The 23,076-nt window shown below is 71.0% G+C and carries 16 protein-coding genes and 1 pseudogene; 11 read left to right on the forward strand and 6 right to left on the reverse strand.

Annotated features, from left to right (window positions below; genetic code table 11):
• The first annotated feature begins 75 nt into the window (after nt 1-75).
• The 5 genes from OG627_RS00120 (at nt 76) to OG627_RS00135 (ending at nt 5,669) form a co-directional block, all read left to right on the forward strand.
• Complete coding sequence (locus tag OG627_RS00120) at nt 76-1,083, forward strand: zinc-binding dehydrogenase (protein ID WP_329060120.1); 1,008 nt, start codon at nt 76-78, stop codon at nt 1,081-1,083.
• 20 nt (nt 1,084-1,103) lie between these two features.
• The gene (locus OG627_RS00125; RefSeq protein WP_329060122.1) at nt 1,104-1,706 is read left to right on the forward strand and encodes an NADPH-dependent F420 reductase; all 603 of its coding nucleotides are present in this window, start codon (nt 1,104-1,106) and stop codon (nt 1,704-1,706) included.
• Nucleotides 1,707-1,776: 70 nt separating this feature from the next.
• On the forward strand, nt 1,777-2,862 hold the full coding sequence (locus tag OG627_RS00130; RefSeq protein WP_329060124.1) for an alkene reductase: 1,086 nt from the start codon (nt 1,777-1,779) through the stop codon (nt 2,860-2,862).
• 636 nt (nt 2,863-3,498) lie between these two features.
• The gene (locus OG627_RS35395; protein ID WP_443073598.1) at nt 3,499-3,831 is read left to right on the forward strand and encodes a Tn3 family transposase; all 333 of its coding nucleotides are present in this window, start codon (nt 3,499-3,501) and stop codon (nt 3,829-3,831) included.
• A gap of 524 nt (nt 3,832-4,355) precedes the next feature.
• Entirely contained in the window at nt 4,356-5,669 is a 1,314-nt protein-coding gene (locus OG627_RS00135; protein WP_329060126.1) for an acyltransferase family protein, read from the forward strand.
• 523 nt (nt 5,670-6,192) lie between these two features.
• Here OG627_RS00135 and OG627_RS00140 read toward each other — a convergent pair.
• Nucleotides 6,193-6,861, reverse strand: coding sequence for a DUF4232 domain-containing protein (locus OG627_RS00140; protein WP_329060128.1), 669 nt, complete (start codon nt 6,859-6,861; stop codon nt 6,193-6,195).
• 131 nt (nt 6,862-6,992) lie between these two features.
• On the opposite strand from OG627_RS00140, the gene OG627_RS00145 reads away from it, so the two are divergent.
• Complete coding sequence (locus tag OG627_RS00145) at nt 6,993-7,328, forward strand: hypothetical protein (RefSeq protein ID WP_329060129.1); 336 nt, start codon at nt 6,993-6,995, stop codon at nt 7,326-7,328.
• 242 nt (nt 7,329-7,570) lie between these two features.
• A complete protein-coding gene (locus OG627_RS00150) occupies nt 7,571-8,665 on the forward strand; it encodes a DUF4037 domain-containing protein (protein WP_329060131.1) in 1,095 nt (364 codons plus the stop codon).
• Nucleotides 8,666-9,199: 534 nt separating this feature from the next.
• Here the strand turns inward: OG627_RS00150 and OG627_RS00155 are convergent.
• From OG627_RS00155 to OG627_RS00165, 3 genes and pseudogenes are all read right to left on the reverse strand, one after another.
• Complete coding sequence (locus tag OG627_RS00155) at nt 9,200-11,029, reverse strand: eCIS core domain-containing protein (RefSeq protein WP_329060133.1); 1,830 nt, start codon at nt 11,027-11,029, stop codon at nt 9,200-9,202.
• A gap of 709 nt (nt 11,030-11,738) precedes the next feature.
• Nucleotides 11,739-11,951, reverse strand: a pseudogene (locus OG627_RS00160) (aminoglycoside phosphotransferase); the annotation flags it as partial.
• Between the two features lie 120 nt (nt 11,952-12,071).
• Nucleotides 12,072-16,112: a CHAT domain-containing protein gene (locus tag OG627_RS00165; protein ID WP_329060135.1), complete on the reverse strand. Its 4,041-nt coding sequence runs from the start codon at nt 16,110-16,112 to the stop codon at nt 12,072-12,074.
• A gap of 195 nt (nt 16,113-16,307) precedes the next feature.
• On the opposite strand from OG627_RS00165, the gene OG627_RS00170 reads away from it, so the two are divergent.
• From OG627_RS00170 to OG627_RS00180, 3 genes are all read left to right on the forward strand, one after another.
• Nucleotides 16,308-16,685, forward strand: coding sequence for a hypothetical protein (locus OG627_RS00170; protein ID WP_329060137.1), 378 nt, complete (start codon nt 16,308-16,310; stop codon nt 16,683-16,685).
• 26 nt (nt 16,686-16,711) lie between these two features.
• The gene (locus tag OG627_RS00175; protein ID WP_329060139.1) at nt 16,712-17,551 is read left to right on the forward strand and encodes a hypothetical protein; all 840 of its coding nucleotides are present in this window, start codon (nt 16,712-16,714) and stop codon (nt 17,549-17,551) included.
• A gap of 326 nt (nt 17,552-17,877) precedes the next feature.
• Nucleotides 17,878-19,353, forward strand: coding sequence for a glycoside hydrolase family 76 protein (locus OG627_RS00180; RefSeq protein WP_329060141.1), 1,476 nt, complete (start codon nt 17,878-17,880; stop codon nt 19,351-19,353).
• A gap of 473 nt (nt 19,354-19,826) precedes the next feature.
• Here OG627_RS00180 and OG627_RS00185 read toward each other — a convergent pair whose 3' ends face one another.
• Nucleotides 19,827-20,999, reverse strand: a complete 1,173-nt coding sequence (locus tag OG627_RS00185) for an epoxide hydrolase family protein (RefSeq protein ID WP_329060143.1) — start codon at nt 20,997-20,999, stop codon at nt 19,827-19,829.
• A gap of 82 nt (nt 21,000-21,081) precedes the next feature.
• Between OG627_RS00185 and OG627_RS00190 the strand changes: the two genes are divergently transcribed.
• The gene (locus OG627_RS00190) at nt 21,082-21,657 is read left to right on the forward strand and encodes a CGNR zinc finger domain-containing protein (RefSeq protein WP_329060145.1); all 576 of its coding nucleotides are present in this window, start codon (nt 21,082-21,084) and stop codon (nt 21,655-21,657) included.
• A gap of 318 nt (nt 21,658-21,975) precedes the next feature.
• On the opposite strand, the gene OG627_RS00195 is transcribed toward OG627_RS00190, so the two are convergent.
• Nucleotides 21,976-22,371, reverse strand: coding sequence for a hypothetical protein (locus OG627_RS00195; RefSeq protein ID WP_329060147.1), 396 nt, complete (start codon nt 22,369-22,371; stop codon nt 21,976-21,978).
• Between the last annotated feature and the right edge of the window lie 705 nt (nt 22,372-23,076).

Genomic DNA, 23,076 nt, shown 5'->3' on the forward strand with positions numbered 1-23,076 from the left:
TTTTTAATGATGCCTCTCATTATAACAGGAGTTCCAATGATGCCCATCATCAATAGTTCGTGGAAGGGGAGCGTCATGCGTGCCATCACCTACGACCAGCACGGAGAAGCCGGGCAGGTACTACGCCTGAGCGAGCAGCCGGTACCTGCCGCGCCCTCGGCCGGGCAGGTGCGGGTGCGGGTCCTGTCCCGGCCGATCCACCCCGGCGACCTGGCGGGAGTGGAGGGCCTTTTGGGCGGGCCGCGGCAGCGGTTCGCCACGCCACGGATTCCCGGCGTGGAGGGAATGGGCGTCATCGAGACCGTCGGCGAGGCCGTGCGGGATCTGCGGCCCGGTCAACGGGTGGCTTTCTTCCCGGCGCCGGCCGCGTGGAGCGAACTCGTCACGGCGCCGACCGATCTGGTGGTGCCGGTGCCCGAGGGCCTCAGCGACGAGACCGCGGCCTTGATGCTGGTCAACCCGCTCACCCTGCTCACCTTGCTGCGGGCGGTCGAGGACGCCCAGCACGGCCAGGCAGGTCCGGTGGTGCAGACGGCCGCCGGTTCGTCGGTAGGAAAACTGGTCAGCGCCGCAGCACTCAAGCACGGGATCCCGCTGGTCAACCTGGTACGCAATACTCCGGGGGCGCAGACCTTGCGGCAGCGCTTCCCCGCACTGCCGGCCATCTCGACGGCCGACGCCGACTGGCGCACTCAGGTCCAGGACGCGACCGGCGGCCGGGGTGCCCAGGTCGTACTGGACGCGGTGGGCGGATCCCTGACCGGTGAGCTGGCCGGGCTGCTCGCCGACGGCGGCACGCTGATCACCTACGGACAGCTCGGTTCCGGCAGCACACCGCTGGAGTCGCTCGCGCTGACCCCGCGGGCCCTGACCGTGCGGGGCGTGTCCATCGGCCAGTGGATGACCCGCACGCCCGAGGAACGGGCCGAGGACGTCGCCTTCGCCGCCCGTCTGGCCGCGACCTCCCCGGAACTCCTCGAGGTCGCAGCCAGCTACGACCTCGCCGACTTCGCGAAGGCCATCGACCATGGCCGCCGCCCCGGCAAGAGCGGAACCGTCCTGCTCACCAGCCCCGCATCCTGAACCCCACGAAGGGCACTGCTATGAAGATCGGAACCCTCGGCGCCGGAACCGTCGCCCGGGCCATCGCCCGCCACGCCGTGGCCCACGGGTGTCAAGTCGTACTGAGCAACAGCCGCGGCCCCGCCTCCCTGGCCGGGATCGCCGACGAACTCGGACCGCTCGCCAAGGCCGGCACCCCGGAGGAAGCCGCAGCGGCGGAACTCGTGGTGCTCGCGGTCGGCTGGCCCCAGATCCCGGACGCGGTAGCCGGCCTGCCACCCTTCGACGGGCGCATCGTCATCGACGCCACCAACCAGTTCCTCTCCCCGTCCCCGCATGCGAAGATCGCCGACCTCGGCGAGCTGACCGGCAGCGAACACGTCGCCTCACTGCTGCCCGGAGCCCGCGTCGTCAAGGCGTTCAACACCCTCCACGGCCAGTACATCGCCGCCGACCCGCGTCACCAGGCCGGGCGCCAGCTGCTGTTCCTCGCCGGTGACGACGCCGACGCCAAGACGACCGTGAAGGACCTCACCGCCGCCTTCGGCTTCGCCCCCGTCGACCTCGGCTCCTTGCGCGAGGGCGGACGCCTCATGCAGCTCGGCGGCCCGCTCTCCGCCCTCCACGCCCTCAAACAGGACTGAGCCGGGGCCCCCGCCCATTCCTCGCTCCCCTCCTCATCCTCATCCACCCCTCGAAACAAGGAAATTGCTGATGCTTACCCAGCCCCTGCTGCAGCCCGTCCGCCTCGGCGCACTGGACCTCCCCAACAGCGTCGTCATGGCACCCATGACCCGCGCCCGCGCTCAGAACACCGAACTGGCCCCCACCGACCTGCACGCTACCTACTACGCGCAGCGCGCCGGCGCCGGCCTGATCGTCACCGAGGGAACCTGGGTCAGCCCCGACGCGATCGGCTTCATCAACGTCCCCGGCATCTACACCGACACACAGACCGCCGGCTGGGCGAAGGTCACCGAAGCCGTCCACGAGGCGGGCGGGCGGATCATCTCCCAGTTCGGCCACGTCGGCGCCGCCTCCCACCCCGACCACCTCGGCGGCCGCCTGCCCGTCGGCCCCTCGGCCATCAACCCCGGCGAGAAGTCCTTCACCCCCTCCGGCCCGCAGGACACCCTCACCCCGCGCGCCTACACCGCCGCCGAGATCGCCGACACCATCGCCGACTACCGCCACGCTGCCGAGAACGCCCGCCGCGCCGGCTTCGACGGCGTGGAACTCCACGCCCAGGGATCCCACTTGATCCCGCAGTTCCTCAACCCCCGTCTCAACCAGCGCACCGACGCCTACGGAGGCAGCAGCGAGAAGCGGGCCCAGTTCCTCCTCGACACCCTCGACGCCGTCAGTGACGTGTGGGGCAGCGACCGCATCAGCGTGAAAATGTCCCCGGGCTGGACCAGCGGAACCGCGTTCACCGCGGACGAGGAGACACTCGCGGACTACGACCAGCTGCTCAAGAAACTCAACGACAGCAACCTCGCCTACCTGCACCTCCTGGGCACCCCCGACACCATCGAGGAACGCAACGCCCTCTTCTCCCGCTACCGCGCCCACTACCAGGGCAACATCGTCGCCAACCTCGGCTTCACCCAGGCCCTCGGCAACGAGATCCTCGGCCACGGGACCGTCAACGCCGTCTCCTTCGGCGCCCCCTTCATCGCCAACCCCGACCTGGTCGAGCGCTTCGCGCAGGGCCACCCGCTGGCCGACGGCGACCGGGACACCTACTACGCCGGTCACACCGAGGGCTACACCGACTACCCCGCCTTCACCGCCAACTGAGCAGGGAAGATCCCCGTCGGCAGCAGCATCCGAGCAACGATCGCAAACGCCGAAGCAGAGAACCCCGAAGACGCAATCCTTCTCCACCAGGACCCGGCCGGGGACACGGAGACCGAGGACCATGGCCCGGGTACGGATCCGGCCGAAGTACGAGGCCGCCCTCGCCGACGCCCGCGAGATCAAGGTGCCCGCCCCGCGCCGCCATGTCCCGTACCAGGAGAGTGCCGAGCCGCCGCGCACACATCCGCCGCGATGGCACCTCTTCCCCAACCGCATTGGCCGAGAGCCGAGGAACGGTCCAAGGGCATGAGCGCGGACGATGCCGGTCCTCGACCAGGCGGCCCTTGGCGTAGCCGTGTTCCTCCGGATACGGGGCCATGCGGACGGGGCATCGGTCAGGCCCGTACGAGAGTCCCGGCGGGCGCGATGAAAGCGCTGTGCGCGGTCCGGGCGAGGCCGGCGCCCCGGTCGCGGTCAGCCCGGCCGGGGGCCTCGTGCAGATTGGAGGTGCGACTTCGACGGGAGTGGCGGCAAGCGCCAGACGCGCGGCGGTAACGGGAAGCGGGATGGTCACGTGCCCGCCGTCACGGACAGGGAAGGTGATCCAAGGCTGGCTCGACGCCAGGGTCGATCAGCATCGCCGCGCTGCTGGTCGCCCACGGCTGCAACGTCGGGTACACCCCGGCCCTGGGCAGCGTGCACACACTGAAGTACCGGCGGCCGTCCCCCGGCGACCAGACTCATCCGCGGCCGGCGACCCACCGGACCGCGAACCCCGCCCTCAATCGACCACCAGGCGTCCATCGGCCTCGTACCGGCACGGGGCAGGGATCCGGCCGCGCGGTCGACGGGACGCGGTTCCTCGTGCCCGTCCCCAGCGTGCACGCGCGACCGAACCGAAGCACTTCAGGCACGGAGGCGCCGAGACCGTCGGCCCGATGGGCTCCGTCAAGCCGTCGGCGACGGTGACGTCCCCGCACGAGCGGCGGCTCGCGCACCTTCCTGCGGACACCGGGCCGCTGCCGTCGGTGATCCCCTACGATCAACCGCTCCGCCATCACCGAACCAGCGGCGGTGACCACTGCGGGGGAGAAACGCGGTGCCCCTGCCCCACCAGTGAGGCTTGGCCGAACAGGGCACCGACGCCGCCATCGACTCTACTGCCGAATGCTGAGGCTGCCCCGCCGGGTGGCCAGGTGCTCGATCGTTTCGAGAGCAGTGTGTTGCCGACTGGACCCCGGTTCCCTGCCCAGTTGCGGTTCCGGGGCAACGGCGAGGACGTGGTCGAAGAGACGGTCGGCGGGGGTGGCCGCGGACCGAACGCGGCTGATGCCCTGCCGGCCGGGCCTCGGGCGACAGCCCGGGGTGAGGCGCGCGCCGGTGACGGTTGCCGGTGTCCGTGCGGCGGGACGGATCCCGTACCGGCCACGGATCGGTTGCGGGCCGGACGCTCCGTCGTCGCGGGACGGCCGCGTGCGGCAGCATCACCGCGTATGACCAGAGACCGCTGTGTCGACTTCCTGCGCGCGTGGGCGATCGTCTCGGTCGTGGCCGGCCACTGGCTGATCACCGCCCTGGAACACGGTTCGGACGGCGGGATCACCGCGCCCGAACTGCTCGCCGACGTCCCCTGGACGCGGTGGCTGACCCTGCTGTTCCAGATCATGCCGCTGTTCTTCCTGGCGGGTGGCCACGCGGCCGGCGGCTCCTGGGACAGGGCGCGGGCCGATGGCGGAACGGCCACCGGCTGGGTGGGCCGGCGCGCGGTCCGGCTGCTGCTGCCGACCGCCGCGTACAGCGCTCCCGTCCTGCTCGCCGTCGCGGTGAGCGCCGCGGTCGGCGTCGCCCCGGACACCCTCGCTCTCGTCGGCTGGGCGATGGCCATGCAGTTCTGGTTCCTGCCGGTGTATCTGCTGGTCAGCGCCCTGACGCCAGTCCTGTACGCGGCGCACGGGCGATGGGGTCTCGCCGTCCCCGCCGCACTCGGGGCGCTCGCCGTGGCCGTCGGCACCCTCGCGCTCGCCGCCGACCTGCCCCGCGTGGGGCTCCTCAACTACCTCCTGGTCTGGGCCGTCGCCTACCAGCTCGGCTTCTGCTGGCGCGACGGCCTGCTGGAAGGCCGCCGCCCGCCGGCCCTCGCGCTGGGCGGCGGCGCGGCTTTCGCGGCGCTGGTCGCCCTCGGCCCGTTCCCGGTCAGCCTGATCCTGGTGACCGGCGAGCCCGTCTCCAACACCGATCCGCCCTCGGTGGCGATGCTCGCCTGGGTGCTCACGCAGTGCGGCCTCTGCCTGCTCGCCGGACCCGGCCTGCGCCGCCTGCTCGCACATGACCGCGTCCAGCGGCTGGCGGGGCCGGTCGGCGGGGTCAGCATGACCCTCTACCTGTGGCACATGCTGCCCGTCCTCGTCGTCGCAGCGGCCCTCTACCTGACCGGTCTCGCCCCCGAACCCGCCCTCGGCTCCCCCGCCTGGTGGGCGCTGCGGGTGCCGTGGCTACTGCTGCTCGCCGTGCTCATGGCGGCGGTCACGGCGGTGGTACGGCCGGTGGAGGCCGCGCTGGTCAGCCGCTACGAACGAGCCAGGCCCGACGTCGGCCGCTACCGGCCGTGGCTGCTCTGGCCGGGCCTCGCCGTGAGCGCAGTCGCGCTGTCCCGCTTCGCCGCCCACGGGTTCGCCGAGCACGGCCGGTTCCCCGCCCTGCCCACGCTGGGCCTCGCGGCGGGCACGGCGCTGGTGCTGTTGCACCGGCGGCGCACTGCACGGCCCACCAAGCGGCAGAGCTGGGCCGCCCTCGAAGAAGCGGCCTGAGCAAGGGAGTTCACCGAGGCGACGGCGCGAGTGCGGTGCGGGTCGGGGCGGGTCGGCTCGGGGCGGTGGACCCCGCGATCCGCCACGTAACAGACGGCCCGACCGCGCTCGCTGTCGCGCACCGGCGAGCGCGGTCGTGGCGGCCAGGCCTGGCTGGACGAGGCGGCTGACGGCGAACTCCAGCTCGCCGTCAGCCACCAGGGTGCCGGGCCGGTGAGGGCAGCGAGCAGCGCGGCGCGGGGGCGCGCCTTCGCGGGAAGCAGGGCGACGGCTGCGGTACGGGCCGCCGGCTCGCCACCACGGCATCGAGGCCGCCGACCCACCCCCTCAGCCGCACCAGCTCGTCCGCCCGAGCTGCGCCTGTTCGGCTTTCTCACGGCACCGGTCGGCGGCAAGCTCCGCCTGGACGACCGCGTCGGCGTCCGGGGCGTACGGTCCTCCGATCGCTGCGAGCAGCCGTACGATGCGCCGCCACTTCGCACATTCGGGTTCGCGGCGGTCCAAGTGGGCATGAAGCCCGCCCCTACCTGGTCGTGTGCGTGGGGTCGACCTCAACGTCGGGGTAGGCGCCCTTGCTCTCCCCCGCGCCCGCAGGCCACTTCAGGCTCACGGTGTGGGTCTCGTTCGGGGGCGTCACCTCGATGTCGGTCGGGGAGGCGGGGCTGTCGCCGGTGTGGTCGATGTCGTAGGCGAGGTTGAAGACAGCGGCGTCGCCGGGCTTCGGGATGGTGACACGCGGCTGGGCGTGGCCGCGCTCAATGGGGGTCGAGGTGTTGTCGGCGTCCTTGATGTCGACGCCCGCGAAGCCCGTCGCCGAGCAGGTGGTCGAACCCCGGTTGATCATGATGATGTCGATCCTGCCGGAGTCCACGTCGGGCGCGGCGTCCGTGGCGTCGATGGCCAGGTCCTCCGTCTTGCAGAACGTGACCTTGCCGCCGGTCTCCGTGCCGTTCGCGGCGTTCGCGCGGGCGTCAGTGCCCTCACCGGAGCCTGACTTCGCGTTGCCGGCCTCCGATCCGTCGGAGCCCGACCCGCCCTCCGACTTCGAATCACCGTCCGAGGACGAAGAGGACGACGACGAGGAGCTCTTGGAGGACGAGTCCATCCCTGAGTCGTCACTGTCACAGACCGTGAGCGAAAGGGTGGCGGCGACGCCGAGGGCGGCGAGAGTAGCGATGCGGGTGTACTTCACGGTGTTTCCCCGGGAGTGGCGCGGTGCATGTGGTCGAAAGTATTTGCATCTAGCATCGAGTTACCGGCGGCCCCCGCGACGTCTTCGTTCTGTCACAGGCGTATTGACCTCACGGTCCGTCAACGCTCGACATGAGCCAGCAGGGACGGCGGCAGAAGGCCCGCACATCCGAGCCGGAGCTGCGGGCGATCAGCGAGTTACGCGCTCACCAGCCTCGCCTCACGCACGGCGGACCGCCACCACTTGCCGGTATCGCCGGAGCTCTACGCGAAGACCAGCACGCCGTCCCCCAGGGGGTCATCACCACCAACAACTCCGGCGTCAACAAAGGCCGCAGCGCCGACGTCGAACTCCAGAAACGCCTGATGGCAGGACGCGCCGGCGTCCCGCTCCCGCGCCACCGTGTCGCCCTGACCGCCTACCTCCGGCGCGGTTACGCGGGCCGGACGACCACGGCACCCAGATGATCTCCGCCTACGAAGATCTTGCCAGAGCCTGTATACGCGGAGGTGCGTACGGATGAACGCGGACGGCTCTTGGGCACGCACTGACGGGTGTTGTCCGGCCGCCTGCGGCTGGCCGATGCCTGGCGGCGGCCGACCATGGACGCAAGTGGCGGTCGGACCGGCCGTAACCACGGTCAGGCGCAACCTGCCGGACGGGGAAATGCCTTCGACCGGCCGGGGGACGATCCGGCAACCTCTCCAGCATGACCACGCCGTCCTTCATCCCCGGACTGGAACTCTCCCACCGCTTCTACTGCGAAGCCGTACGGCCTTTGCTGGACGAGGCCGCCCCCGGGGTTACGCACTCCGCCGCTCGTCTCGGCGGCGGTTCGGAAGTCCTCGGATTCGACACCGCACGCTCCGCCGACCACGAATGGGGACCCCGCCTGCAGATCTTCCTGCGCTCGCGGGACCTCACACGCCACGGCGCGAGAATCACGGCACTGCTCTCCGAACGCTTGCCGAAAACCTTCCGCGGCTACCCGACGCACTTCGCCTCCGCCGGCGAGGCGGACATCCGGGTCATGCGGACCACTGACGGGCCAGTCCACCACCGGGTCGAAGTCACGGACCCAGGGTCCTGGTTCACCACGCAACTGGGCTTCGACCCGCGTACCGACATCACCCTGTCGGACTGGCTGGCCACCCCCACTCAGCTCCTCGCCGAGGTCACCGCCGGTGCCGTCCTCCACGACGGACTCGGCCAACTCGCACCGATCCGCGCCAACCTCGACTGGTACCCCCACGACCTCTGGCTCCACCTGCTCGCCTGCCAGTGGCAGCGCATCTCCCAGGAGGAAGCCTTCGTCGGCCGCTGCGGCGAAGTGGGCGACGAACTCGGTTCCGCCGTCGTCGCCGCCCGCCTGGTACGCGATCTGATGCGGCTCTGCCTGCTCATGGAGCGCCGATATCCTCCCTACAGCAAATGGCTCGGCAGCGCCTTCGCCCGCACCGCCCAGGCACCCGCCCTCACCCCGGTCCTCACCGACGCCCTCGCCGCCACCGACTGGCACACCCGCGAGCACCACCTGGCCCGCGCCTACGAAGCCGTCGCGGCCACACACAACCAGCTCGGCCTCACCGACCCCGTCGACCCCGCCACGCGGCCCTACCACACCAGACCATTCCAGGTCCTGCACGCCGAACGCTTCACCGCGGCGCTGAGAGTCCGCATCACCGACCCGGACATCAGCTCCCTGCCCACTATCGGCGCCGTCGACCAGTTCATCGACAGCACGGACGTCCTCAGCCGTCCGGAACTGACGCGCGCCGCCACCAACGGTCTGCTCGCCCCCTGAGTCTCCGTCTCACAGCAGGAGAGGGAGGGAGCAGAACGGCCTGACGACCGGGGACGCTTATCTGTGCGCCGCTGGGGAGCCGAGACCGTACGCCGAGCCGACACCAGCCGCCGCGGCTTGGGACGCTCGGGCAGCCGGACATCAAACGGCAGCCGGGACTCGTCCGCGAACTCGCGCAGCTCGTAGTCGTACTCCGCGCAGACCGGCCGGGCGGCACCGCGCGGGGCGTCGAACGCCTCGACGGTTCTCCCTGGCGCGGGGTGGGCGGGATGGTGCGCGGCGAACCACAGTTGAGTGACCGGGGGGCAGCGGGTGGTGCGTACTGGAGGCGGTAGCGGCTCACGCCACCTCCGAGCCGGTGACGCCGGCGTCCGTGGCGCCGATGTCCTCGCCGCGAGCGAGGCGTTCGACGAGCGCGTCGTCCTCCGCGGAGGTGGCGGCCGCCGTGTTCCCAGCACCAGGCCCGCCGGGCCGGTCGGCGGTTGGTGCCCGCGGGGCCGCCGGTGGCCCGGCGGGCGCCAACCGCCGTGTTGGTCAGTCCACCTCCTCGGAGGACTGGGAGTCGCTGCTCTGGGAGAGCCCCACGCGAGCCATCCGGTCGGCCAACTCGTCCTCGTTGCCACCGGGAAGTACACCGCGCATGGGGCCTTGTATGTTCGTGCGGATGCGCTCACGCCTGCGATCCAGCCGCGGCGCCTGGTGTCGGTCGAGGCCGGCACCTGCGGCGGCGGGGTTCGGGGCGACCATGTTGATCAAACCCGCCGTGGTGAGCAGGTTTCGGGGGATGCTTTCACCGGTCATGGCCGTCCACACCTGGCCCGCGAAGCTCGTGCAGTTGTACTGGGTGAGGTTGTAGGCTTCGTTGGCTTTTTGGTAGGCAATCTGGTAGCCGTCGAGAATGCGCCGCAGGCTGGCCTTCTTCGACTCCCGTTGGGTGACGGCCCTATGCGAGTCGGGGCACATGACTCCGCCCGGCACGTTGTTGAGCAAGGGGAGGTCCTCGCCCTCCGGATAGAAGCCGAAGGAGACCTTCTTCCCGTCCGATCCGGTGATCTCGATCCAGGCGTGACCGACGTCGCCCTGAAGGAGGTTTCCCGCGTCCACCTTGAGCGTGACCTTCAGCCTGCTGGTGTCCTCAAGTCGTTCTCGCAGGAGCAGGGCGCGCAGCGGCCTCAGGGCGGGGTTCTCCGGCAGATTGATCCCTTGCCGGTCCGCCCTCCGGTTCTGGCGCTGTTCCTGCTGGAGCCGGTTCATGACCGTCCCCGCGAGGCGCTCCGCCTGCTGCCCGAACAGGAGGTCGCTGTGTTCCGTGAAGACTTCCTGGAACACCTGCGGATAGCGGTACATGAAGTCAGCGTGTTCATCGCTGCCCTCGGCGTGCTGGGCGGCCTCGGTTCCGTCCAGGACGGCGGAGGCGGCCGCGGCCGCGTAGGTGGCCCACCCGTCGATCATCGCCGGGGTGTCGGGGGTGACGTCCCCTTCCTCCTCGGCGCCCTCGGTGAGGATTTGCGTGATGTGCCCGTGCACGAAGCCGTACACCGTGTCCGCCAAAGGTGAACTTTGCACCGGAGCGGGGGCAGGAGCAGGAGAGGCAGGGCGTCGGCCCTCCTCGCCGCTGGACGAGGACGACGACTCGAACTCGAAGCGCCCGTATCCCTGTGGCCGATACGGATTCGACGGGCCGTCCATGAAGGACTGCGCGGCGCTGCCGGCACCGGCCTGCGAGCTGGAGACCCCTCGCTCCGGGGAACTGTCGGCCCGCCGGTCGTAGTCCGATCCCGAGGAGGAGGCGTCGGCCTCGTAGTTGTCCCGATGGCCCCGCGACGAGCCCTCCACGCGCTGCACGGTAGGCGCCTGAGCCGCGCGCTGCACGGCTCCGCCCGCCGTCGACGCATCCTCGTCGACGGCCGCGGAGCCGGCGTCCTGCGTGACCGCCCGTTGGGCGACGACGGACGGAGCGGTCGTCGCGCCGGCGCCGAAGAAGACCCCGTCCTTGTCCGCCTTCTGTTCGGAGCGCTGCTTGGGGTCGGTGACCGTGAGTCCGGCACCGTTGCTGATACCGGTCTCGGGGGTGCCGTTGAGGTTTTCGTTGGCATGGCTCAGCTCGTGACCCATGATCCTCATGTTCCCGACAGTTTCCGGGGGAGCGAAGATGTGGTGGCCGACCGTCATGGCCTGGGCCCCCAGAGCCTCGGTGGCCCGCTGGGCGACCGGGGTGTCGTGGAGCTGAACGGCGGACAGGTTCGGGTTCTGGAAATACGGCACCGCCGCCGCGAGCAGCGGTGCGGGAAGCGCCCTGCTCGGCGACGCCATGGCGTCGCCGAGCAGGGCGGCCTGATCGGCCGGGCTGGGGGCCGCCGCCACGGGATCGCTCCCGTGGGCGTGCTCCTCGCCCTCAGGGGCCCGCTCGACGGCCCCACCCTGTGCGGAACGCTGGACCTGGGATCCCTCCCCTTGATGTCCGCACGCAGGACTGTGCTGATGTCGGCCTTGGGCCCATGGATGCCCGGCCTGGCGGAGCATCTGAACGACCGCAGCGTTCCCGGCGCCGGCCGCGAATCCGAGATTGCCTCGACTGGCGGTCCTGGCCGAAGACTCTCCGGCCGCATGGGGCACGCGACCGCGCTCAGCCTCCTTGTTCCCCAGAGGTCTGGTGACCATGTCCGCTCCCGCACACGTCGAAGTGGGATCTGCCGTAAAAGTCGGAGCGTAGTCGATCAATCGACAACAGTCGCCGCAGTCTGAGACGTTGATCCACTGACGGCAGGTCGCGCCAGACGAACTCAGCGTCGATCCTGCGTGACGGTCCGTCATTTTCTCCGGCGGGCCATTTCTTTGTTTGCGGGTTGTTGCGGGTTGGTGCGGGTTGGTGGTGGGAATGGTGGTGGCCCGGCTGTCGCGTCGGGTGTGCGCCGGGTTCTCCCGCTCGGGTGGGGTGATGCTGTCGGCAGGGACTCGAAGGTGCTGGTCAGCCGGGGTTCGGCAGGGCTTGGAGCCGGTCGGCGGCTGCGGTGTTCACGTTGGGCCGGTGCGCAGCGAGGCGGAGGGAGCGGCGGCCGGTGGTGACGAGTGGCGCGGGGAGCTGGGCATGCTCCTTGCGCAGCAGCGCATCGGCGGACCGCGTTGCCCAGGGCAACCGGACGGCGAGGCCGTCGCCGAGCCGCCACAGCTCGTTGTCCCAACCGCGCGCGCCGAGCCTCACCGGACGATCGGCCAGGTCGGGGTGCTGGTCGCGCGGCAGATCCCTGACCGACTCCGCGGTGATCTCGATCTCGCTGTGAGTCATGCGGAGCGACCACAGTCGGTATCGGATCCGATGGGACCGGTGTCGTCCCCGTGCCTCGGAATGTCCGTGTTCATTGGATGCCCGCAGTCCCAGTCGTCACACGATCGCGGGCCGGTGCCGCTACGGGCCGGTGTGGGTGATGAACGCCCACCGCGCGGGGTCGTAGGGTGCGGCGTCCCGCTCGGCGCGCACCGCCCGGTGAAGCGCCACGGCGACGCGGGACGGGTCGGGGAGCGCGGTGTCCTCGGCGAGAGCGCCGTACACCTGGTCGGCGATCTCGCCGGCGCGGGCGTCGTGCACCGACCACGTCGAGGCCACGACGTGCCGGTAGCCGGCGAACTGGAAGCCGGCCGCGAGGTGCACGCCCTCGTCGGCGAGAGTGAAGCCGCCGTGGGCGCTCTCGCAGGCGGACAGGTAGGCCAGTTCGGCGTCGCGCAGCTCCAGCCGGGCGATGTCGGTCACCGTCAGGTTGCGGTCATGCAGGAAGAGCGAGCTGTTTCCCGGGTTGTCCGGGGCGTTGACGCCGTGGCAGGCGAAGTGGGCGCAGGGGTGCCCGGGCAGCGCATCGAGCACGGCCGCACGGGTCGCCTCGGCGCCGCAGAGCCCGGTGAGCCCGGTGGGGAACCTGTGGCGCAGGAGCTCCATCTCCCGCACCGCCCCGGGCAGCAGCGGCTTTCCGCGCGCGTACGGCAGGGGACCCGGCTGGGCGACGACCAGCAGTCGCCCGCCGCCTGCTGGAGCGGGCGGGCGGTCCAGCGCACGGCGCAGGGCGCCGAGGGTGGTGGTGTAGGAGGAGACCACCCGGTCCATGACCGTCGCCGGCGCGCGGCCCGGCTCAGCGTCGTCGGGGTCGTGGTACCCGGCCGCGTGGAGCGGCAGGGTGACCATCGCGCTGGTGGGGCACCACCACAGGCGTGGCCGGTCCGCCGGCGGACCGGAGAGCGGCTCGGTCCGTCCCAGCGCGTCCAGGACCGGCTCCGCCACGGTGTCCCACAGCCACTCCAGGGTGCTCAGGATGGTCTGGCGGGCCATCCCCCGGTCGGGGTTCCCGGCTTGGTCGTCGCCGGCGAGGGCGAGGACTGCTTCGAGATACGCGTGGTTGCGTGCCAGCGTGTGCTCGACCGTCAGGCCCGGGAGCGCCACCACCCGCACGGCGCCGGGCCGGACCAGGAGGGCGTCGCACCGGTACCGGCTGAAGTTGACCACGGCCACCGGGCCGCGCCCGGCCGCGCGGGACAGCTCCGCGAAGCGGGCGGGCCGCAGGAAGCCGGCGAATCCGTCGAGGCTCCGGACGTGGGCGACTGTCCGTTCCCACTCCTCGGCTGCCCAGGCGAGGCCGAGGGAGAGCCGCCCGTGCTCCGGCTCCGTGGTCACCGGCCGGCCCGTCGTGGGGTGCGGCCGGCCGAACTCGTCCTGGAGCTGTTCGAGACGGGCGGCGATGTCCGGGTGTGCCCGGCGCAGGGCCGCGAGGTCGGTTCGGAAGGCCGATGCCTGCGACCACAGCACGGAACGGCCCTGTTCCAGGAGCTCCAGCGCCTCCTCGGGGCGTCCGGCCGCGATCGCGCACGCGGCGGCGTCGGCCGCCGTTCCGTAACAGCCGGACAGGACGTGCTCCTGCGCCGCGCGCTCGATGCCGGGCGAGGGGATGACGGTCAGCAGTTCCACGGCCAGGCGCTGGGCGTGGAGGGCGCCGTTCCAGTCCCCGGTCCGCGCGAGCAGCTGGGCCCACTGCTGGGCGGCCAGCAGGCGCATGCGGGGCGGGCAAGCCCTCGACGTCGCCGCCGCCCGCGCCGCCGTGACAGCCTCGCGCAGGTCCTGCTCGCCGCCGGTCAGCTCGTGGCGCCGGTCGAGGGAGAGCGCGAGGTTCATCAGCCGCTCGCCGTTGAACCTGCCGTCGTGGTCGCTGGACTCCTGGACCGAGCGGCGTGCGGCCGCTACGGCCTCGTCGAGGTCGGCCCGGTCGCCGGACGCGCCGAACCTGGTCCTCAGGATGTGGCCGTACACCTGGAGGGCGCCGGCCCGGGCGCCTGCGGGTGCTTCGGCGGGCAGGGCCGCGATGGACCGGCGGATCGCGGTGACGGCGGCGTCGAGGTCGGCCCGGTCGCCGTGCTGGTCGAAGCGGTGGCGCAGCGCGGTGGCGAGCTTCTCCAGGACGGCCGCCCGGTTGGGGCCGTCGTCGTCCTCCGCGTCGACGGCCCGGCGGGCGACGGTGACGGCCTCGTCGATGTCGGCGGGGTCACCGGTCCACTGGTGACGGGTCACGAGGACATCGGCGAGGATGCCCAGCCGAGCCCCGTACATGTCCGTGTGCGCGGTGTCCTCGGCGGCGCCCTCGCGGGCGGCCAGGACCGCGTCGTGGAGATCGCCGTCGTTATTCGTCGCCCCGTGGCGCAACTTCAGGATCTGCGCCAACTGCCCTTTCATCATTGCCCGCCGAGCGACGTCGGAGGCTCTGGGCGGGCCGAGCCGCAGGATGTTCACGGCCGTGTCGAGGCAGCGGCGGTCGCCCGTCTTGAGGAAGTGGCCGCTCAGCGCCTCCGCGAGGCTCCGCACTTGGCCGGCGTAGTCATGGGCGGGGGCTCCGTCCGGGCCTGCGGACGGCAGCAGCGCGAGCAACTGGGCCGCCTCCACGGCGTCGTTGCTGTCGCCGGTGCGCTCGACGCGGTGGGTGAGGGCGGTGGCCAGCAGCCACCCGCACTCCGCCCGGTCCGAGTTGTCGGGCGGCAGCAGCTCCAGGGCCCGGCGCCCGGCCGTCACGGCCGTGTCCAGATCGGCCGGGTCGCCGGCCACCGAGTGGCGCTCCAGCAAGCAGTTCAGCAGGTTGGCGTGGCTGCCGGAATGGCCGGGGGCGAGCTCCACGGCGCGCCGGGTGGCGTCCACCGCCGCGTCCAGGTCGGCGGGGTCGCCGCGCTGCTGGAAGCGCATGGCCAGGGCGGCGCCCAGGTTCATCGCGTGGGTGGCGTGGTCCCGGCCGGTGGCGGCGGCGATGCCGATGGCGCGGCGGTAGTGCTCGATGGCCTCGTCCAGCGCGCTCGCGTCGCCGCGGAGCACGGCGCTCATCCGTTCCGTGGCAGTCTGGGCGGCGTCACGGAAGGAGTCGGGCCCGTTGCCGGCGGCCCCTGCGGACTCCGGGTCCGACGCCGCCGGGCTGTTGCGCCGGCGCCACCACCGTGCCCCACGCTCACCTTCCCGCTCGGACGCCCCCTCACCGTCCCGCCCACGAGCGGCCTCGTGGCCCGGCTGCCGCAGCGCACCGCCCGTCCCGCGCCGCCCCGCCTCCAAGTCCCCCGGCCCGTACCCGGGCCCGGCGTCGGCGGCCGGTTGCCGTGGCGCCGCCTCGGCGCGGGGCGGGCGCGCGCCGACCCAGTCCCGCAGCGCCCGCACGCTCTGCCGGGCCCCCTCGTCCCCGGGGGCGACGGCCAGGGACGTGGCCTCCACCTCCCGTAAGGTCCCCAGCACGGCCTGCCGGTCCCCGGGCAGCCGGGAGGCGTCGTACCGCAGGGCCTGGGCCAGGGCGAGGTTGTACAGGAACATCGGCCGCTCGGATACCTCACGGGGGCCGAGCGCTACGGCCTCCGCCCCCGCCCGTACCGCCGCGTCGAGGTCCGCCGCCCTGCCCCGGCGCTCGAACAGGACGCGCAGCGCGCAGCCGAGGTTGTGGACGATGCTCGCGTAGTCCGGGTGGTCGGGGGCGGCGGCCCGCGCGCACTCGCGGAACACAGCGACCGCGCGCTCCAGCGACTCGTCGCCGCCCGCGCCGCCCGCGAGGCCCATCAGCCGGTTCGCCTCCGCGAACAGCTCCTCGGCCACCCGGTCCGGCGCCCCCATGCCGAACGATTCGACGAGGCTACGGCCCCACCAGGTCAGGCGCATCGGCTCCGAGCGGTGGACGGGCGCCAGCAGGCGCGCCGTCGTGGCCATGTCGGGCAGGGACCGCCCCGGTTCGAGAACACCTGTACGGCACGCCAGCAGCCAGCCCACAAGCTGTAATCCGGGTGCGAAGCCCTCCTCCCCCACTTGGGTGAGGAGGAGGCGACCGAGCCGGGCGGTCTCGTCCCATGCCTCGTCCGAGTGCACGGCGGCGGTGTCCGCGTGGTCGACGTACCGCCGCACCCGCGCCAGCAGCCTGCCCCGCAGCACGTTGTTGTCGTCGGCCGACATGAGCCGACCACCCCCGCTCGCTCGGCTGTTGACGCCCCGTCCGCCGCCTGGGGCTCTGTGGAGAACAACGCGGCAGACCTCGTTCTGGTTCCGCCGGACGGACCGTCGTCGCGCGCCGCCCCGCGCTGTACGCTCCTTGCCTGCGCTGGCGGGCCGGGACCGGAGGAGCCCCCACGACACCCGAGGAGGACCGGTATGCCGGACGGCGAACTGACCGAGCACGAAGCCCTTGCCCTCTGGTGTGACCAGCTCCCCTCGTTACGGGAGATGGCCGCGCGCACCGGCGCCACGGCCAGGCTGGAGCGCGACATCGGCCGGGTCCGGGACAGCGGTTCGGCCCTGCGCGCCTGCCGGAAGTGGCTGCCCGACGACGTATCGGGGGCCACCCGCTCCTGGTCCGGCGAGTCCGGCACCCCGTTCGTCGCCCTGCCGGGGCGGCAGGAGGTCCGCCGCACCGGCGTCGGCGCGTACGTCTGCCCGACCGACGCGTGTACGCGTCGGTCGGGCCGCGATCCGCAGGGTCACCCGCCGACGTGCGCCGTCCTGGGCACGGCGATGCGGGTCGCCGGCTGAGCCCCCGATAGGCGGCTGACACCCCGATGATCGGATTCCTCACCGAGGCCACGAAACGAATAGCGGACCGGTGGTTCACCGAACTGCTGCTGCCGGGCTGCCTCCTGCTGGCCGTGCTCGGGTGCGCGCTGCGGCTCGGGCACGCCCACGCCCTCGACGCGGAGCACCTGGTCACCGGAATCGACCACCTGGTGCGGCAGTGGCGCCACGAGTTCGTGCGGGCCGTCGTCGACGTGCTGCTGCTGGTCGCCGCGGCGTGCGTACTGGGCTTGGCGGCCCAGGGGTGCGGATGGGCGACCGGACGCTGCTGGCTGCGCAGTCGGCGGCTGATCCCGCTGCCGGGGCTGCGCCGGGCCGTGCGCCGGTTCGTGCCCTCCCGCCGGGACCGGGCCGAGCGGGCCGCGCGGCGGGCCGGAGTGGTACCTGTCGCCGACTACCTCCCCCAGCGGCCCACGTGGATGAGCGACCGCGTCCGGCTGATCGAGGCCCGGGTGCGGGCCCAGCACTGGATCAGCGTGACGCTGGCCTGGCCTCGTGTGTGGCTCCTGGCCGATGAGACGGCCCGCGCGCCCGTGCAGAGCGCGAGCCGGCGGTTCGGGGGCGCTGTCGTCCTGGCCGGCTGGGCCGAGTGCTACGCGTTGGTAGGGCTGCTGTGGTGGCCGGCCCTGGCGATCGGCGGGGCGGCCTACGCGGTCGCGCTGTACCGCGCGCGCGTCCGCCTGGAGGAGTTCGCCACGCTCGTGGAGTCCCTGGTGGACGTCCGAGTGCGGGCGCTCTGCGAGTCCCTGGGCGTGGCACTGTCGTCGGGACGGATCACCTCTGCCGAGGGCGCGTTGGTCGACGACATCCTGCACAAGGGCGACTAGGGCGGGTATGGAGTCGCGGTCAACCCGGGGTTCGGGTCTGGAAGCCGAGCCTGCGGGCTGAGAAGGTGTCCATTCGGCCGTCCCACGGCGTGGAAGTCGGCTCAGCGGATTCGGGGTATGTGGCGCCCACATCTGTGCGACCGGCGTATCATTCGCGCCCCGTTGACTGGACCGCGTCCTGTCCCGGGTGGACACGGAGGGCGAGGCAGTCGCAGAGCCGGGGAGCCGCGGAGTTCGCGGAGTTCACAGCGCATTGACGTGGACGCGTCATTGGTCATACGTTCTGGGAGCGCTCTCAGCCACCCCCGTCGATCGCGGAGTCGCCCATGTGGACAACGTTGTCAGTCCGGACGCGTCATCTGGTGGCGCCACTCGCCGTGGCGCTCCTCGCCGCCCTGAACCCACAAGCCGTGGCCCCGGCGGCGGCCGCGGCCGCCGCCCCGACCGCAGCCATCTGCAACGCGTACTGCGACGCCCGCGACCCCGGACTCTCGCCGCAGGACCGTAGCCCCGTCTCCACCACGCTCTTCTCCCGCTCGATCGTCCTCCACTTCGACGACCAGGACGCGATGGGCTGGGCCTCGACGGACAACGGCAGCCCCGGTGACGAGGTCTGGCTCGACCGGTCCTTCGACGGCGGGCGCACCTGGAGCTCCGGCAGCCGCCTCGGCGCCACCGTCGTGCCCGCCGGACAGCGCGGCTGGCGCACCCTCATGTACAACGTGGACGACTGGAACACCAACGGGGTCGGCGCCCTGCGCGCCTGCGGCAAGGCCGGCGACCGTACGGACATCGCCTGCACACCCTGGGCGCGTACGACCTGGAACGCGTGGGACCGCCGGACGGCCGCGGCCACGGCGCAGATGCAGTTCTACAACAACGGCACCGGACTGTTCGACACCACCGGCTGGTGGAACTCGGCCAACGCGCTCACCGCGGTCATCGACAACATCCGCGTCTCGGGAATGACCAGCTACCGCTACGCCATCGCCAACACCTACAATCGCCAACTGAACGCGCAGGGGGGCCAGTTCCGCAACGAATACATCGACGACACCGGGTGGTGGGGGCTCGCCTGGATCGCCGCGTACGACGCGACCGGTGACAGCCGTTATCTGAACACCGCACGCGCGGACGCCGATCACATGGCCTCCTACTGGGACGGTGTCTGTGGCGGCGGTGTGTGGTGGAGCACCGCGAAGACCTACAAGAACGCCATCGCCAACTCCCTCTACATCCAGCTCAACGCGGCCCTGCACAACCGCGTCTCCGGCGACACCGCCTATCTGGGCCGGGCCCGCGCCGGCTGGACGTGGTTCCAGGGGACCGGGATGGTCAACGGTTCGCACCTGGTGAACGACGGCATCGATCTGTCCACCTGTCGCAACAACGGCGCCGCCGTCTGGTCGTACAACCAGGGTGTGCTGCTCGGCGCGCTCACGGAGCTGAACCGCGCCACCCAGGACGCCGCACTCCTCACCACGGCCCGACAGATTGCCGACGCGGCCACCACCTCCCCGCCCCTGAACACCGACGGCATCCTGCGCGACCCGTGCGAGGGCGGTGACTGCGGGGCCGACGGCCCGTCCTTCAAGGGCGCGCACGTACGCGGGCTCGGCAAGCTCAACGCGGCCCTCGCCGACCACCCCTACACGGCGTACCTGTCCAGGCAGGCAGACGCCGCGTATGCCCGTGACCGCAATCCGCTCGGCCAGTACGGGCTGCGCTGGAACGGGCCGCTCGACACGACGGACGCCGCCCGCCAGCACAGCGCACTCGACCTGCTGAACGCGGCACCCTGACCGCCCGCTCCTGAACGCCGATTCAGGAAGGACCTCGTGCCGAGGCGAAGGGCCGGTGGAAGAGCGCCCGAAGAGCAGCGCGGGCCGTGAGGCCGGCGCACGGGCTCAGCCTCACGGCCCGCGCCGCTCGCGGCCGGCGTCATCCGTCGCAGCTCGCCCCCCCCTGCTGTACCAGCAGACTCTCCAGGCTCGCCAGTTCCGCCTTCGCGACCGCCTCCACTTGGTCCTGCTGCCGGCCGGACAGCCGCTCCCACAGCCAGAAGGCCGGCTCCTCGCAGTTGAGGGTGCAGTCGGGGGTGTTGGCGGATCGGCGTCGAGGCCTACCATCCGAAAACCTCGGCATGCCGCACGCTATCTTCGCCGCGCCCTGCCTGACCACGTTCTGCCGTCTCGATGAGCTCGATCTGGAATCCGTCGGGAAACGCCTTGCGCCGGATCAGGCGGTGATCAAGCGCTGAATCGCCGAGCCGTGTTCACCTATTGGCGGCCAGCACTGCCGCGAGGCCCTCTTGTAGATCTTTGACGAAATACTCGGGGTTCTCCAGTGATGGGAAATGTCCCCCGCTTTCGGGCGACCCCCATCGGACGATCTGTCGGTACCGTTCCTGCGACCAGGCGCGCGGACATTTCTCGATGTCGCGGGGATACATAGTGATTGCTGACGGGACGTCGACCCGAAGTTCGGGGTCCAGCGAATTGTGACTCTCGTAGTAAATGCGGGCCGCCGATGCGCCGGTCCGCGTCAGCCAATACAGGGTGACGTCGTCAAGAACGCTGTCTATGGAAATCGTCTCGAACGGGCTGTCTTCGGTGTCTGACCACTCGGCGAACTTGTCGAGGATCCAGGCAAGAAGACCGACCGGTGAGTCGACGAGCGAGTAGCCGATGGTCTGCGGTCGGGTCGCCTGCTGCTTCGCGTAGGCCGCGCGGTTGCGCCAGAAATCGCGGGTCTCCTCGGTCCACTTGCGCTCGACCGCCGTCAGCCCGTCCGTTGTCAACCCGGGTGGTGCCTCCGCGAACGTTGTATGGATGCCGAGAACGTGCGCTGGGAACCTGCCGCCAAGAACCGTGGTGATATTACCTCCCCAGTCGCCGCCGTGGGCTGCGAACTTGCCGTAGCCGAGCCTTCCCATCAGTTCCACCCATGCGGCCGCGATCTTTTCGGTTCCCCACCCGGTGGTGGCCGGTTTGTCGCTGTAGCCAAAGCCTGGCAGCGACGGGACCACGACGTGGAACGCCGGCGCCTCTGCATCTTTCGGATCTGCCAGCTCATCCATTACATCGACGAACTCAGCAATGCTTCCTGGCCAGCCATGCGTCAAGATCAGAGGAATGGCATCTGCGCGCGCGGATCGGCGGTGCAGGAAGTGGATTCCCAGATCGTCAATGGTCGTGCGGAACTGGCCGATCCGGTCAAGGCGCTCTTCGAACGACCGCCAGTTGTATCCGGTGCGCCAGTAGTTCACGACATCGACTAGGTCGGCGAGAGGAACGCCCTGTTCCCATCGGCGGGGGTCGGGCGCGGCGCGATGGACCGTCTCCGCCTCCGGCAGTCGCGCCGCGGCCAGCCGCGCGCGCAGATCGTCGAGGTCGGCGTCAGTCGCGTGGGCTTCAAATGCTTGCACGTCGCTGGTTGGACGGGGCATGAGACCTCCTGGCCATCGTGGAACCGGCTAAGGCGGTTCTAGCAGTTCTCCGAGCCACGCTGCAACCCCCTAAGGTGGTTCCATGCGTGCTGGATTCCCTGACTTCCGCCTCGGTTCCGTGCTGGCGACCAGCTTCACGGGGACTCTGTCGGAACGTCATGGCAACGCGGTGGAGCGCATTCCCACGCCGCACCGACTCATCGACTGGCTGGCGGTCTACGGCCTCGCTGTGGACTCCTGCACCACGGCCCAGCTCGGCCTCGCTCGGGAACTGAGGGAGTCGATTCACGCCGCCGCGACAGCGGCCGCGACCCAGGACGCTCTCCCTGCGTCTGCCGTCCAAGTCATCAATGACTACAGCGCTCAGGGCCGGGCCGCGGCGGCTCTGACGCCCGAGGGCAAGCGACGATGGCGGCTCAGCTCGGCTTCCCGCGTGGAAGATGCCCTCAGCGTGATCGCCGCCGACGCGATCAGCATCATCGCGGGCGAACGAGACGGAAAACTGGCCTTGTGCGCATCACCCACCTGCCAAGCCGCCTTCTTCGACACCAGCCAGAGCCGTACCCGCAAATGGTGTGACATGAACACCTGCGGGAATCGTCAGAAGAAGGCGCGCTTCAATGCCAGCCAGCGCAAAAAGCCCACATCAGCGGAGTGATCGTTACCTCGGTACATCCAAGTGGGCCCCACGCCTGCGACACATCTGTCGCGTTGAGTGCGCCCCAACGTGCCCAGGCGACTCCGTAGTAGTCGTCGGAACCGAGGCGCGTGACCAACGCTGCAGCCTCTCCGGAGGCGCGCGGGTCCCCGCAATCCTGAGCGTTGGGAGGCCGGAACCAGCATGTCAGTTGACGGCTGTGGTGGTCCTGCGCGTGGGTTCGCCGTGGTCTACGGGCTTTGGCCTGCCGAGCGTTCGCTGTGCCGCATCCGACCGGCTAGCCCGCAGGCCAGTGGGGGCTCGGCCTGCCGTCATCGCTCATGTACGCCCGCTGGCAGATCTCGTTCCAGCCGTACGGGATCTCGGGGGCGTCGAGAGCAGCCGGACGCTGTCGCCGACGCGTTCGGCCACCGAAGATGGGTCGTGGCCGAAGTAGGAGCAGCCGGTGCCGTCGAGCACCTCCAGCCAGTCCCGCCAGGTCTCCAGGCCACCGCAGCAGCCCGGCTCGACGAAGATGGTGTCGGTGGCGTTGTCGATCACCCGGAACCCGCCGGCGGCGAACAGCTCGGGCATGGTGAGCAGCCCGTGCAGGAATGTGCCGATCGGGTCGGTCGGGCACGACCCGTGCTCCTCCTCCGGCTCGAAGTCGTTGCAGTCGGCGATCCGCATAACCGCCCTGCCGACCTCCGCCGGAGTCAGCTCCCCGTCCAGCACGAGGTAGCCATACGACCCGTGCTCGCCAACCGGCCGGAGCGCGAAGTCGTCGCTAGTGCCCCTCCCGGCAAGCTTTGCCCCGTCGCGCCGTCCAGCACGCACGCTCGCCGCGTTGGCCAAAAGCCCTGGTAGCTCCGCTACAAGGACTTCCGGCCGCCTTGCGATCGCACGCACCGGACGGCGCTCCTTCGGGGCAAACATCGCCGGTCGCGGCACTAGCAATGATCTCCAGGACGGGTTGCATAACAATCACACGAGGATGATGCCGGACCCTCTGCCACACCGCCACGGGCTTTCAGCTGCGGCATCGGGCTCGGGGCGGGCCCTCTACCCGGGGCAGTTTCGCGGTTCGCTCAGGGCAGGCGGTGCCGACGCAGCGCATGGCGGTCTGTTCGCGACGCCCAAGAGCCGCATGAGATGAGTGAGGCAACTGGAGCGGCGCGGGCTGATGAGCCGCAGCAGCCGTCACTGGCGCACAGCCCGCCTCGTGATTCCGAGCTGAGTCCTCACCCATCGAGATGAGGGTGTCGTCGGTCAGGACGACCTCTCCGGCTCGCCGTGCGATCTTCTTCCGGAGGCGGTTCAGGCGCTGCCACGGGAACATCTGAACTTGCCGGAGTGAAGGGGGTGTTGTCGATGGCTTCCGCCCTTGTGACCAGTACTGACACATGCGTGCAGCCAGCCGTCCATTGCGCCCTGCTCACC

It is taken from the genome of Streptomyces sp. NBC_01429, assembly GCF_036231945.1.
GTDB lineage: Bacteria > Actinomycetota > Actinomycetes > Streptomycetales > Streptomycetaceae > Streptomyces.